The sequence below is a fragment of the Mesorhizobium sp. f-mel genome, from assembly GCF_053850215.1.
In genome coordinates, this window is record NZ_JBSPTO010000032.1 from 1 (window position 1) to 14,034 (window position 14,034).

Below are 14,034 nucleotides of genomic sequence, written 5' to 3' on the forward strand. Positions count from 1 at the left end.
CCGCCATCGTGATTCCCTCCGAACTTCCATCTCAGAGAATCACAAACCAAGAATTGTGCAACAGTCCCACAAGGGGAGAAGGGAAGCTACCTACCGTCCCGGCCGCCCGGTCTTGCCGGGTCGGCGCTTCTCACGGCGGGCATCGGCGGGGTTTTCGTAGGAGCCGATGCCGGCACGTTCGCGCTTGACTGGCTTGTCGCCCTCAACGGGCTTTTCAGTCCGCCGCACCGTCATCTCGTCCAGCGAGTTCTTCTTGAACAGCGGCTTGGTCGAGTCGCCTGGGATACCGAAATCGGAGCCGTGCGCCTCTTCGGCCGACTGTTTCTTGAACAGCGAGCGCGATACCGCGCCGGCGGGGGTCGGCATGTCGGTGCCCGGGCCCATGGCGTCGAGCGAAGGCTTTACGAATAGCGGCTTCTTGACCGGCACCGCACCGTCGGCGCCCATCTCGTCGAGATGCGGCTTGCGGAAGAGACTCTTGCCGTCATTGTCGACCGTGCGGTGGATGGCGCGGCCCTTGTTGTGCTTGCCCTTTTCGCGGCCCGAGACCGGGCTTTCCATGTCGGCATATTTGGCCAGCGGATCGTCGGAGATGGACAGCTCCATCTCGCGCAGCCGCTTGATCTCGTCGCGGATGCGGGCCGCCTTCTCGAAGTCGAGGTTGGCGGCGGCGTCACGCATCTGCTTGTCCATTGCGTCGAGATGGGCTTTCAGATTGTTGCCCATCATCGCGCCGGCGCTATCGGTGAACTGCGAGATGTCGGCGCGGACGTGGTCCTTTTCGTAGACCGAGTCCAGGATGTCGGAGATGCGCGACTTGACCGATTCCGGGGTGATCCCGTTGGCCGCGTTCCACTCCATCTGCTTCTCGCGACGGCGGTTGGTCTCGGCCATCGCCCGTTCCATCGAGCCGGTGACCTGGTCGGCGTAGAGGATGACCTTGCCGTCGACATTGCGCGCGGCGCGGCCGATGGTCTGGATCAGCGACGTTTCGGAGCGCAGGAAGCCCTCCTTGTCTGCATCGAGAATGGCAACGAAGCCGCATTCCGGGATGTCGAGGCCTTCGCGCAAAAGGTTGATGCCGACCAGCACGTCGAAGGCGCCGAGACGCAGATCGCGCAGGATCTCGATGCGCTCCAGCGTGTCGATGTCGGAGTGCATGTAGCGGACGCGAATGCCCTGCTCGTGCAAATATTCGGTCAGGTCCTCGGCCATGCGCTTGGTCAGCACGGTGACCAGGGTGCGGTAGCCGGCCTTGGTGGTTTCGCGGATTTCGCCGACGACATCGTCGACCTGGGTCTTGGCCGGGCGCACCTCGACCGGCGGGTCGATCAGGCCGGTCGGGCGGATGACCTGTTCGGCAAAGACGCCGCCGGACTGCTCCATCTCCCAGCCGCCGGGCGTCGCCGAAACCGCGACGGAAAGCGGGCGCATGGCGTCCCATTCCTCGAAGCGCAGCGGCCGGTTGTCCATGCAGGACGGCAGACGGAAGCCGTATTCGGCCAGCGTCGCCTTGCGGCGGAAGTCGCCGCGATACATGCCGCCGATCTGCGGCACGGTGACATGGCTTTCGTCGATGAAAACCAGCGCGTTGTCGGGAATGTATTCGAACAGGGTCGGCGGCGGATCGCCCGGCTGGCGGCCGGTGAGATAGCGCGAATAGTTCTCGATGCCGGCACAGGAGCCGGTCGCTTCCAGCATCTCGAGGTCGAAGCGGGTGCGCTGCTCCAGCCGCTGCGCTTCCAGCAACCGACCGGCCCGTTCGAGTTCGACCAACCGGTGCTTGAGCTCTTCCTTGATCGACTTGATGGCCTGGTTCAACGTCGGGCGCGGCGTGACATAGTGCGAATTGGCGTAGATCTTGACGCTCTTCAGCTCGCCGGTCCTCTGGCCGGTCAGCGGGTCGAACTCGGTGATCGCCTCGATCTCGTCGCCGAACAGCGAGATGCGCCAGGCGCGGTCCTCAAGGTGGGCCGGAAAGATCTCGATCGTGTCGCCGCGCACGCGGAACGAGCCGCGCACGAAATTGATATCCTGGCGCTTGTACTGCTGGGCGACGAGGTCGGCGAGCAGTGCGCGCTGGTCGAGCCGGTCGCCGATCTGCATCTGGAAGGTCATCGCCGTGTAGGTCTCGACCGAGCCGATACCGTAGATGCAGGAGACCGAGGCGACGATGATGACATCGTCGCGCTCCAGCAGCGAGCGCGTCGCCGAGTGGCGCATGCGGTCGATCTGCTCGTTGATCGAGGATTCCTTCTCGATGAAGGTATCCGTGCGCGGGACGTAAGCTTCCGGCTGGTAGTAGTCGTAGTAGGAGACGAAGTACTCGACGGCGTTTTCCGGGAAGAATTTCTTGAACTCGGAATAGAGCTGCGCAGCCAGCGTCTTGTTGGGGGCAAGGATCAAAGCAGGGCGCTGCGTCTCCTCGATCACCTTGGCCATGGTGAAAGTTTTTCCCGAGCCGGTGACGCCGAGCAGCACCTGGGTGCGGTCGTTGTCATTGACGCCCTCGACCAGATCCTTGATCGCCGTCGGCTGGTCGCCCGCCGGCTCGAAATCCGACACCATCTTGATGGCGATGCCGCCTTCGGATTTTTCGGGTCGGGCCGGGCGGTGTGGCGTCCACAGCACGCCATCCTTGTGCAAGGGGTTGCCGGATTCGATTAGCGCCGAGAGCGCCGCAACGGTGGCGGTGACGCCGCCGGAGGCCATGGTCTCGGCCTCCTCGAGCGAAACATCGAGGCCGGCGACAGGATTGAGGCCGGCCGCGGCGCGTTCTCTGGCCGAAGCCGCGCCGCCCATCGAGGTGCCGCGTGCCGTGCGGCCGGGGGAGGAGGAGCGTTCGGGGATCTTTTTTTGCTTGGCGCCTTCCCTCCCCCTTGAGGGGAGGGTGGCGGCGGAGCCGCCGGGTGGGGTCGGTGCGGCAGCGCTCGGCGACCCCTCATGTTGAGCGCTTCCTTTGCCGACCCCCTCTGTCGCCTTCGGCGACATCTCCCCCTCAAGGGGGGAGACTTGGCGCCCTTCCTTCTCGGCCTCCTGCTCGATCTGCTCGGCCCAATCGGCGATCGAGCCGGTCAACGGCGCGCCGGAAAGCTCGGCCTGCGGCGCCTCGGCAAAACCGCCCTTGTGCAGCGGCTCCGACGCATCGAGAAAATCGGTCAGCGGACTGCGCCGCTTGGGCGGCGAAGCGCGATCGTCACGCGCCGGCGACGGCGTGTTTTTATCAGGAAGTTTGGCCATGCCCCAAATATGGGAGGTATCGGCCAAAATGGAAAGAGCGGAGTAGCGAGGGGCGCGAGACGAAACCAAGCTGCTGACACAAGGGTGTCAGGAGCTATGTCGAAACACGCCCTCAATTGAACCACAGCGCAAAGGTCAAAAACCCGGCGCCGCCAAACTGGCGCTGGATCTGGTCGAACTCCTCGCTGGTGAGGATCTTTCCGCTCTCGAGATAGGGCGCGACGGCCGGGCCGGTGATCGACAGCACCAGGTCGAAGGGCTTTGGTTCGTCGAAGAAGCGCTTCATATTGATGCCTTTGTCGGCGAAGCGGAAATGCGGCAGCAAGGTGCGGCCGTCGAGCAGGTCCTCAGCCAAATCAAGCGCGGCGTGCCAGGCCTGGACCTGCTCCTCGCCGACCTCCAGGCCGGTGAGCGGGCTGGCGCCTTTCTGTTGCGGGCCGGGCAGCCATTCACGGTCGTTGTCGGTCTCGGCGCGGATCGCCTTCCAGTCCTCGCGCGACAGCCGGATCATCTCAATGAGATGGCGGCGTGCCGCCTGCCGGCGCTCCGGTTCGACGACCGGCCAGTTGACCAGATGAACCAGAGAGATGAAGTCGGCGATGCGCCATTCGGACGACAACATGCCGCCGCTCATGCCGCCGTCCGGCGGAACAAGAGTGTCCTGCAGCGGCAGTTTGGCGCGCGGAAACAGCATGTGGAACGAACCGTCGAAGGCGTTCCTGAAATCATGCGCCAGCCAGAAATCCGCCTGCGCCATCAAGAATTCGGCATAGCCCTGCAGCCAATAACCGTCGGCTCGGTCGAAGCGAAAGGTGAGGGCGGGTGCGGCCGGGTCTGGCGCACCGCCGCGTGACAGGGATGCCATGATCGCGGCGGCACTTTCGTCCGGCGCGATCTGGCCATCCTCGTTGAGATCGATGCCAAGACGGGTGAGGTCGACCTCCATGCTGATGCCGGCATCGGCAGGCACGGAGCCAAGGGTGGCGGCGGACTTTTCCAGCCGATCGCGGAAGGCGACCAGGATGGCGCGGAAGCCGTCGTAGGTCAGCGGCTCGGGATTGGGATTGTCTGGGACCGGCAGCCGCATCAGCGGCAGTATGAATGATTGCGGGCTTTCGAAACCGTGGCGGTGCAGGCCGCCGGCCAGGATCTCCAGCCCGGTGAAGAATTGGCCGGCTCCGGCGGCGTAAGCCGACGCGGGATCAGTGGGCGCGGCGGCTTCCAGCGCAGTAAGCGTGCTGTCGCGGTCCGCTACGGTTTTTGCCTCGAACAGGGCGGCCGGTTCGGGGGCTGCGGCCCCGGCGGAAGAAACCGGCAGCAGCAGAATAAGGGCGGATGCCAGCAGGCTCGAAAATCGCGTCATCTTGGTCCTCCGGTATGCCGTTCGGCGGCAACCATATACGCATCTTGTGTGTTACGCCTACTGCGGGGCATCTGGCAGCACGATTCCGAACGGAGGCGCTTCGCTATATTGTGCGCATCGTCTACCGTGGCCGTTCATCCCGGTGCAGGCTGCGCGTGTCGAACTATCCGTTTTCCTACAAATTGTCTTGGCTGCCACGCTTCTTGAGGCCCTCGCTCAGCGGCGATCAACAAGGCTTTGCGCCGGCAGCCGCAGCGACGATGGTGCCGCCGCCGGCGCGGACGGTGCGGCTCGCTTTCGTCGGCGATATCTCGGCGGTGGCCAATCGCAGAGCGCCGCAATGCGACCCGGCGATCGCCATGTTGCTCGGCTCCGCCGATCTGGTGATCGGCAATTGCGAAAGCCCGGTGGTGGAGCGGCCGAGCGCGACGACGGGAACGAAGCTTGGCACCCATCATGCCATGACCGAGCGGTTTCTCGCCGAGGCGCTGGCGGCCGCCGGCATCTCGCGCGAGAAGCTGGTTTTGTCGCTCGCCAACAACCATGTGCTCGACCAAGGCGTCGAGGGTTTCGACGAGACCGTGGCGGCGCTGACCCGTCTCGGCATCCGCAGCATCGGTACCGCCGCCGGCGGTCCGGTCGAGCGCCTTGCGGTCGGACCGCTGACAATTGGCTTTGCCGCCTTCACGCTGTGGCGCAATGCCGGCGCGGCTGCGTTCGCGGGCCGTGTGTCGATGCAAGCCGAGCCGGCACGATGGCCGCGCGGCGCCGCCGTCGACCTCACCTGTGCCGTGCCACATTGGGATTGGGAATTCCGGCATTTTCCACAGGCCGCAACGCGGGCATTGGCACGGCATTTGGCCGCGCAAGGCGTCGGGTTGATCGCTGGCCATCATGCCCATGTCGTGCAGCCGGTGGAGCGGATCGGCAAGGCGCTCGTCGCCTATGGGCTCGGCGATTTTCTAGGCACCGCCTTTGCGCGCCAGCCGTGGCCCGGCCGCATCGGGGGCATCCTGACCGCCGATATCAGCGCTGACGCCGGCACGCGTGGCGCCATTGCCGCCTACCGGCTGCATCCCTTCATGCGGCTGCGCGCCGGCGACCATGAGCGGCTGGTTCCCGTTGAGGCGCTGGAGGGCGCATTAAGGCGAAAGGTTACGGCCCGTTTCGTTGCGGTTTTTGGTAACGGGAATTGATAGCCATAGTTGACTGGTGCTCGGATGAATCGTGTGGCCTCACCACCATCCCAACGCTGTAGTCCGCGCGACTTTCGGCAAAATCGGCTATTGTCCGAGCTGGGTGTTCGGTCTTTCGACGGTGGATGGCGATGGAAGCAGCGGATTTCATGCCTGATGAAACTGACATCGCCGGCATCAAAAGGAATCTCGAGGCCTATGAGGTCGGAAGGGCTGCGGCCTACCGGCAAGTCCGCTGGCGGGTGCCGCTGTTCATCTCCCTGCTGCTGGTATTCGTGGCGCTGGTGGCCTGGCTATTCAACACGGTCGCCGATCCATACGAGCGATGGTTCTCGACGCCGCATGTGCTGCTCTATGTCGTCGGATTCGTGGCGGCGATCCTGCTCTATTTCCAGGCGATCAAGCCGGCGAGCACCTTGCAGCAGTCGTTCCGCAAAACGCTGCTGCCGATCATCTTCGGTTTCATTGAGGATATGCGGTACCAGCATGAGGTAACGCCGAATTCGTTCGACCGGCTGCCGCGCGAGACGATCGGCACTTTTAACAGCAAGCGCTTCGACGACTTCGTATCCGGCCGCTACGAGGGATTTCCCTTCGAGCTTTACGAAGCCGATCTCCGGCAAGGCACGGGCAAGAGCGGCACGATAGCATTCAAGGGGATCGTCGTCGCCTTCGAGACCATCGTGCCGTTCCCCGGCATATTGGTGGCCGCCCGCCGGACTGACGTGGCTGTCGGGTTCTTCCGCGGCATGTTCGCCAGCAAGATGCAGGAATTATCATGCGGCGTGCCCGAGCTCGATGCCGCCTACGACTTCCGCACCGACAATGTCGAGGCGGCGCAGCCGCTGGTGAGTGGCCGCCTGGCGCAGGCGCTGACATGGCTCAGCCAGACCTGGCCTGATGATCCGGCGCAGGTTGCGCTCAATGGCGGCGACGGTTTTCTACTGTTGCCGCAGACGAAGGACTTCTTCGACCTGCCTGATAAATCGGTGCCGCTAGACTACGCCAAGCATGTCGCGCCGATGATATCAGACATGGGCGCGATGCTGGCAACGGCGGCGCTGGTGCGCAAGATCGGCGCAAAGGACGAGGCGGCGGGTTAGCCGCTGACGTTCAGCCATGGTCGGCAGCGATCAGGGCGCCGAGCGGCATTGCCTGAGGGCGCTTACAAACCGTTCGGCATTTTCGCCGCCAGCCAGTTCGCCGACCGCTTGGCCATTCCAAGGGTCGCGGATGCGGCGCGGCCAAGGTCGGCTTTGACCAAGGCGTAACCGTTCTTCGTGCGATACAGCACCGAGGGTCCGCCATCGACCGCGGCTTCAAAGGCGACCGGCCTGGCAGCCTCTGTTTCCGTGGCTGTTGCCTGCGACCCGACAGCAACGCTGGGCCGACGGCTCAATTCGGACGGGAGTGGGTCGGTGGCGGTCTGCGCTGCCGCCGCCAACTCAAGCGTCGAGCCGGTCGCGGCAAGCCGCGACGAGGTCTGCGTCGTGCGGCAGATGCCGGACACGAGCGGGTAGTTGAAATTGCGCGCGTGCGACATCTGGCTTTTCATCGCTGCTTCGCAATCGGCGATGGTCGACCACTTGGCCGGCGTCTCGCCGATATACTCGCAAAGCCTGGCATCGCAGTCGCAGCCGACGATGGTCATGGCGACAAGGGTGGTCTTAATCACGGTCTTGTCCCTTCGAATTGCCTTGGCGAGTGCTACAAGGACGTGCGGCGCTGGTGCGTTCACCAATTGCCGTAGATCAAGGCGGGATTTGGCCGCGATTGTGGAATGTGCGTGGCGAAGTACAAGGGATGGTTTCAGGCGTTCCGCCTGTGGCCGAACTTCATCAGTAGTCGCAGACGTGCTCAAGCGTGGCGCCTGCCTTCATCAGTGCCGGCAGAACGGAGTGCAGCTCGATTGCGCCCGGTGATGAAGATCGTGCCCTCGGCACCGCAGATCGCGCTCGGCCAAGGTGTCCGGCGTACGCTGAAGCCGCGCCAACAACATCGCGGGGATGGCCATGAAAGGCAGTCGGCGCCGGGATTTCTCCCAGCGCCTCCCTGTCAGATCAGGACACGGTCGCGGCAGCAACTTCCGTAAAGACGTCGCGCCATGCCGGCCTTGATGTTGACGGTCCTGCCAGCCACCGCCCGAGGGCAGCGTCCGTTCGGGACCTCGCCAGTCTCCACCCTTGCGGGCTTCGTCCAGCGCGCCATCGAAGGTTTTTGCCGTCCTTCATGGCAGCATCGGTCCGCCGTAGGCGTTCGCACGCTTTCCGCGGCCCCGTAGGTCTCGGCATCCCTCGTCAAAACAGGCAAGCCTGCTTTCATTCAGGGGCCGTACGGGCCTCAGGAAATCCGCCGTTTCGCTTTGTCTTTCGACTTGGCAATCGGTAGCCGCCTGAGATGGGTTTAATGTACGCCGAGTGAGCGTTTGGCGAAACAGCCGCGAACCTGTGGATAGCGGGATTATCGGGGACTGAGCTCGGCGGCCGAGCGTTTTTTCGAGGGGGGTCGGGACACGCCCAATCTTCGGCGAGCAGCATTATCAAACATTCGGCTCTTGCCCCACATCGCCGCGCGGGCTTCAATGCCGGCAAAGGATTTTAGGACACCAGTGTCGCTGCGATCCTTTGGGGAGGGCGTTCTTGAAGGTCGGGGTGGTTCTCAATCCGATTGCCGGTGGCAGCCGACTCAAACGGCATTGGCCGGAGGTCAGTGCTTCGCTCAGGAAACATTTCGGCGATTTCGAGCTGCGCGAAACGCAGGCGACCGGCGACGCCGAACGGCTGGCGCTCGTCCTTGCCGCCAGCGGCTTCGACCTGGTGATCGCGGCGGGCGGCGACGGCACCGCCAGCGAAGTGGCCGACGGGCTGCTGCAGGCGTTTGCGGAAAGCGGCCGGACGGCCGAACTCGGCCTGCTGCCTTGCGGCGCCGGCATCGATTTCGCCCGCGGGCTCGGCCTGTCTGGCGAGGTCGACCTGACGTTGAAGCGCATCGCCGATGCCAAGACCCACAACGTCGATGCCGGCCGCATCTCCTATGTCGACGACCATGGCGCGCTGGCCAGCCGCCATTTCATCAACATCGCCAGCCTCGGGCTTTCAGGCGCCACCGACCGCGCGGTCAACGCCGACAAGCGCAAGGGCAAGGTGTCGGCCAAGGCGCTGTTCTACTGGCGCACCGTGTGGGAATTCATGCGCTACCGGTTCCAGGACGTTGTGATCACCGTCGATGACGGCGTCCCGGTCGAGGCGCGCGTGGCGCTGGTGGCGGTGGCCAACGGAAAATTCTTCGGCGGCGGCATGATGATCGCGCCGGATGCCGAACTGGACGACGGTCAATTCGACATCGTCATCCTGCGTGCGGCCGGCAAGCTGAAACTGATCTGGGACATCCGTCTGCTCTATGGCGGACGGCACCGCAACCATCCGGCAATCACCATTTTGCGTGGCAAGAAAGTGGTTGTCGAACCGCTCGGTGATGCGCAAAAGAACGCCGCGCTGGTCGACGTAGACGGCGAATCCCCCGGGCGCATACCGGCGACCTTCGAGATCCTACCCGGCGCGCTGACGCTCAGATATTGAATCAAGGTGTTGAGACTTTGATTCAGCTCGTTTCGATCGTGATTCTGGCGATCCGGCCAATATGCTGGAATCGCTTCACAATCCGCCTGTCAGGTCTCGCTCTCGGCAGGAAAAGCCCGGCGTTCTTGCGTGCAAATACTCTTCACCCGTTTGCGCGGCAAACTGGTGACGACGTTTTTAAAGACAGCTCACGGCATCAACGGCGTCTGCACCATCTGCAGATGCAGGTCCTTGCCGGTCCAGGGATGCGCCTCGCAGACGGCTTCGTCGAGTTCGACGCCAAGGCCTGGTTCCATCGACGGAATGACGTTGCCGTCCTGCCATTCGATCTTTTTCTTCAGCAGCTTTTCGTGAAAGCCGTCCCACTGCTTCAGCGATTCCAGAATGAGGAAGTTGGGCAAGGTCACGGCAAGCTGGATGTTGGCCGCACCGACGATCGGTCCGCAATAGCAGTGCGGTGCGATTTGGATGTGGTAGGCCTCGGCCATGGCGGCGATCTTCTTGGTCTCGAGAATGCCGCCGGAACGGCCGAGGTCGGGCTGTAGGATGGTGGCGGCGCGGTTCTCGATGACGCGGGCGAATTCGAACTTGGTCGTCAGCCGCTCGCCGGTGGCGATCGGGATAGACGTGCCACGCGCCACCTGCGCCATCACCTCGGGCATATCGGGCGGCACCGGCTCCTCGAACCACAGCGGATCATAGGGCTCCATGGCGCGGGCCATGCGCAGCGCGCCCGACGCGGTGAACTGGCCGTGCGTGCCGAACAGGATGTCGGCCCTGGTGCCGACCGCCTCGCGGATCGCCTTGATCATGCGGGCGGAGAGGTCGATATCGACGAGGCGCGGCTGATGGCCATCATAGGCGGTGTAGGGGCCGGCCGGGTCGAGCTTGACCGCATTGAAGCCCTGCTCGACATATTCGAGCGCGCATTCGGCCGCCATATCGGGATCGTTGTAGACGTTCTTGCCGCGCGCATCCTCCGAGTGGACGCTGCCGCTGTGTGGGTAGAGGTAAGTATAGGAACGCAGCGTTTCGTGCACCTGCCCGCCGAGCAGCTTGTGAACCGGCTTGCCGGCCTCCTTGCCGATAATGTCCCAGCAGGCGATTTCGAGCGCCGAAAAACAGCCCATCCCGGACACGTCGGGGCGCTGGGTGAAGCCGGACGAATAGGCACGGCGGAAGAAGTTTTCGATGTCGTGCGGATCGCGGCCGATGAGATAGCGCTCGGCCATGTCCTCGATCATTCTTGCGGTGACGTGGGCGGAGAAGGTGGAGTTGTAGGCCTCGCCATAGCCGACGACGCCGCCGTCGGTGGTGAGCTTGACGAAGATGAAATACTTGCCGCCGATGCCGGGCGGCGGATTGCCGACAACCCAGGTCTTTACGTCGGTGATTTTCATTTTTGATCCTCCAGAACCAGTTCGGCACCCTTCCATCCGGTCACGATCGAGGCGGCGTTGGTGTTGCCGGTGATGTTATCGGGAAAGATCGAGGCATCGATGACGCGCAAGCCGGCGAGGCCGTGAACCCGCAGGCGCGGGTCGACTACGGCGCGCGCAGCGTCCGGTCCCATGCGACATGTCGAGACCGGGTGGTAGACAGTGCCGGAGCGTTTCCTGAAATCCTGAATGAGATCCCCGTCGGACTTGATTGATGGGCCCGGCAAAACCTCTTCCTCGATGATGTCGGCCATCGCCGGCATGGCGGCGATCTTCCGGACGAACTTCACCGCCGCCAGCATTTCGGCGACGTCCGCTTCGGTCGAGAAGGCATTGGCGACGATCTTCGGATAGTCACGCGGATTGCTGGAGCGGATCATGATCTCGCCACGGCTCGATGGACGGCAGTTGGACAGGCCGATGGAAAAGCCCGGCCACGGGTCGGGCGTCAGGATCGGACGCTCGCCGCTCTTCGGGATGACGGTCGAGAACGCCTGGAAGTAGAGCTGCATGTTGGGCCGTGAAAGCGCCGGGTCGGTGCGGAAGAAGCCGCCGGCATTGTTCATTGACAGCGACAGCGGGCCCGAGCGCAAGAGGACATATTGCATGCCGACCATGAGCTTGCCCCACCACGGCCGCAGGATCTGGTTGAGTGTCGGCAGCCTGCCCCGATACGTGTAGTTGATGCCGACATGGTCCTGCAGGTTCGCGCCGACATTCTCATTGGCGTGAATGACGGGAATGCCGAGCGCTCCAAGGAGCGCCGAGGGACCGATGCCGGAAAGCTGCAGCAATTGAGGCGAGTTGATCGAGCCGCCCGACAGAATGACTTCGCGACCGGCGCGGGCAGTCTTCGTCTGACCGTTCTGCAGGTACTCAATGCCAACGGCACGCTTGCCCTCAAAAAGGATTCTGGTCGCCAGCGCGTTGATCTCGACGCGGACGTTTTTGCGCTTCGTCGCCGGGCGCAGGAAGGCGCGGGCCGCCGACATGCGGCGGCCGTTCCTGGTGGTGATCTGATAGATGCCGACGCCTTCCTGGGAGGCTCCGTTGAAATCCGGGTTGAACGGCAGGCCGGCTTGTTGACCGGCCGCCAGGTAGCGCTTGGTCAGCGGATGGACGGCGGTCGAGCAGTCGGTGATGTGCAGTGGGCCGCCGGTGCCGCGCCATTGGTCGGCGCCGGCCTCATTGTCCTCCAGCGCCTTGAAGGCCGGCAGCAGATCGTCGTAGCTCCAGCCGGGATTGCCGGCATCTCGCCAGGCATCGAAATCCTCGCGCGCGCCTCTGATCCAGACCATCGCGTTGATCGAGCTCGAGCCGCCGAGCAGCTTGCCGCGCGGCCAGTGATCGGCGTTGTTGTCGAGCCCGGGATCCGGGTCGGTCTTGTAGTTCCAGTTGACCGCTGGGTCGAAGAAGGTCTTGCCGTAGCCAAGCGGCATCTGCACGTAGAAGCGCCGATCGGTGCCGCCGGCCTCGAGCACCAGAACCGAGAAGCGGCCGGAGGCGGAAAGCCGTTCGGCGAGGACCGAGCCGGCCGAGCCGGAGCCGACGATGATGAAATGATAGGTCTGCATGGTGGCTGCGGCCGGCTCCGAATTTTCGCTCAACCTAGACGCCGCAAGCCGCCGCGATCACCGGAGCTTCCGGCACCCTCTGTGAAAAAAGCGACCGGTACTTCGTTGCATTCGGTGTCTTGCCCGAAGCGGCCCTTGCCTCGTGGACAAGCGGTCGGCGCATCATACGCCATCATCAGCATTTTGCTTGAAATCATAACGCATGATCGGGCGGGCTGGCACCCTGCGAGCGACGACCCTGAACCCGGCGCGAGCGAAGGTGGAGGCGTATCCACTGCCGGAAGCACTCGGCGATACATCGGCATCAAAAGGATAGGCCTCAAGCGCAGGGGCATTTGCGCGCCTTGCAGCTTGCAGGGCCGCTGCGATCAGGTGGGACGTGACGCCCTGCCGGCGGTATCTTTTTCGCACGTAGAGGCAGGACAAGGACCAGACCGGCGCATCATCCACGCGCCTGAACTGCCACAGCCGATCGAGCCAGGGCACGGCATCTCGCGGTGTCACCTGGCACCATCCGACAGCAGTACTGCCGTCGAGAGCAAGCACGCCTGGAGGCGGACCAAGCTCGACGGCTTGCCGGAACGCGGCCTTGTTTTCCTCACCTGGTCGTTTTCGATAAGAACTGCCGATACGCCCGTACATACACCAACATCGACTGCAGACGGCGCTCTCATCGAACAGGTCCTCGAGCGCGGACCATAGATCGGGCGTCAGACAGCGAGAGGTAAGTTTCATGTCAGCCTTCCTCAACTCACTCTGCTCAGTCTAGTACCTGCTGGCGCGGTGACGCATCAGCGCCACGACGATACGGGGTCGGGAGAAGATCGACATCGAGGGGATTTGGCGCATGGTGCACTACGCGGATGGTCGGCCGATCGCGGAAAAGCATGCCTCCCCTTCGGATCAGGGGGCGCACGGGTGGAAAGGTCCTCAACTCCTGTTGCTATTAGGCGTGTAGATTTTAGGCGTGAAGAAACGACATCAAGATCCCCTGTCCAACGTCGTTCCGGCGACGCTATGGGGTCAAGTCCAAGACTGCTGTCCTGCTCCGCATGTCGACGGGGAGGGAAACGTGCTCGTGCGTGATCGTCCATCTGTCTCCAGATCGACGAAATGCATTGCTCACGCGCACCCAGTAGTCGACTTTCGCGCCGGTTTTCAGGATGCCACGCGCTCGGATAAGCATCCAGGCGGCGGCAACCGCATCGCCGGCCGCAACATCCAGTTGGCCAAGCTCCTGGCCAATCGGACCAGACCAGCGGGGAAACCAATCCAGGAACCGCTCGCGAAGGGCGTTGGATCCCACGTACCGAAGCGGCGGTACGAGGTCGAAATAGACTATGTCGTTGGAGTAAAGGGACATAAGCCACTCGATGTCTTTGGCGCCCATGGCAGCCGATCGACTCTCCAGCAGTTCCCTAATCGCGGCTTCCACGCCTGGCATCGTCTCCTCCAATCTCTGCATTTCGCCCGCTTGCCGGGCATCAGGCTGTTCCTCCCACGTTGTCATCAAGGTAACCACCGTTGGTGCTTCCCGACAACCAGCGTTCACCACTTGAACAACCACGGAAATCATCATGGCGCGCGGCGACGCGAGAAACATGCATGGCGACGCCACAAGCGCCGAGACCTCCCGCACTCGGC

At 63.4% G+C, this 14,034-nt stretch carries 10 protein-coding genes; 3 read left to right on the forward strand and 7 right to left on the reverse strand.

Annotated features, from left to right (window positions below):
• Positions 1-90: 90 nt before the first annotated feature.
• Positions 91-3,240 (reverse strand): excinuclease ABC subunit UvrB, encoded by a 3,150-nt coding sequence (uvrB, locus tag ACWUKX_RS26730; protein WP_456009741.1) that lies wholly within the window; start codon positions 3,238-3,240, stop codon positions 91-93.
• A 112-nt stretch (positions 3,241-3,352) separates the two neighbouring features.
• Positions 3,353-4,603: a hypothetical protein gene (locus ACWUKX_RS26735; RefSeq protein ID WP_456009742.1), complete on the reverse strand. Its 1,251-nt coding sequence runs from the start codon at positions 4,601-4,603 to the stop codon at positions 3,353-3,355.
• 155 nt (positions 4,604-4,758) lie between these two features.
• Between ACWUKX_RS26735 and ACWUKX_RS26740 the strand changes: the two genes are divergently transcribed.
• The gene (locus ACWUKX_RS26740) at positions 4,759-5,799 is read left to right on the forward strand and encodes a CapA family protein (RefSeq protein WP_456009743.1); all 1,041 of its coding nucleotides are present in this window, start codon (positions 4,759-4,761) and stop codon (positions 5,797-5,799) included.
• 131 nt (positions 5,800-5,930) lie between these two features.
• Positions 5,931-6,902 carry a hypothetical protein gene (locus tag ACWUKX_RS26745; protein WP_456009744.1) on the forward strand — a complete coding sequence of 324 codons (972 nt, stop codon included), beginning with the start codon at positions 5,931-5,933 and terminating at the stop codon, positions 6,900-6,902.
• A gap of 62 nt (positions 6,903-6,964) precedes the next feature.
• Here the strand turns inward: ACWUKX_RS26745 and ACWUKX_RS26750 are convergent, their stop codons facing one another.
• On the reverse strand, positions 6,965-7,474 hold the full coding sequence (locus ACWUKX_RS26750) for a hypothetical protein (RefSeq protein ID WP_456009745.1): 510 nt from the start codon (positions 7,472-7,474) through the stop codon (positions 6,965-6,967).
• 964 nt (positions 7,475-8,438) lie between these two features.
• Here ACWUKX_RS26750 and ACWUKX_RS26755 point away from each other — a divergent pair.
• Positions 8,439-9,377, forward strand: a complete 939-nt coding sequence (locus ACWUKX_RS26755; RefSeq protein WP_456009746.1) for a diacylglycerol/lipid kinase family protein — start codon at positions 8,439-8,441, stop codon at positions 9,375-9,377.
• Between the two features lie 188 nt (positions 9,378-9,565).
• Here ACWUKX_RS26755 and ACWUKX_RS26760 read toward each other — a convergent pair whose 3' ends face one another.
• From ACWUKX_RS26760 to ACWUKX_RS26775, 4 genes are all read right to left on the reverse strand, one after another.
• The gene (locus ACWUKX_RS26760) at positions 9,566-10,777 is read right to left on the reverse strand and encodes a mandelate racemase/muconate lactonizing enzyme family protein (RefSeq protein ID WP_456009747.1); all 1,212 of its coding nucleotides are present in this window, start codon (positions 10,775-10,777) and stop codon (positions 9,566-9,568) included.
• Positions 10,774-12,390 carry a GMC family oxidoreductase gene (locus ACWUKX_RS26765; protein ID WP_456009771.1) on the reverse strand — a complete coding sequence of 539 codons (1,617 nt, stop codon included), beginning with the start codon at positions 12,388-12,390 and terminating at the stop codon, positions 10,774-10,776. Before ACWUKX_RS26765 ends, ACWUKX_RS26760 begins: the two co-directional genes overlap by 4 nt.
• A 162-nt stretch (positions 12,391-12,552) precedes the next feature.
• Positions 12,553-13,125 carry a GNAT family N-acetyltransferase gene (locus tag ACWUKX_RS26770; protein WP_456009748.1) on the reverse strand — a complete coding sequence of 191 codons (573 nt, stop codon included), beginning with the start codon at positions 13,123-13,125 and terminating at the stop codon, positions 12,553-12,555.
• Between the two features lie 280 nt (positions 13,126-13,405).
• On the reverse strand, positions 13,406-13,993 hold the full coding sequence (locus ACWUKX_RS26775; protein WP_456009749.1) for a YybH family protein: 588 nt from the start codon (positions 13,991-13,993) through the stop codon (positions 13,406-13,408).
• Between the last annotated feature and the right edge of the window lie 41 nt (positions 13,994-14,034).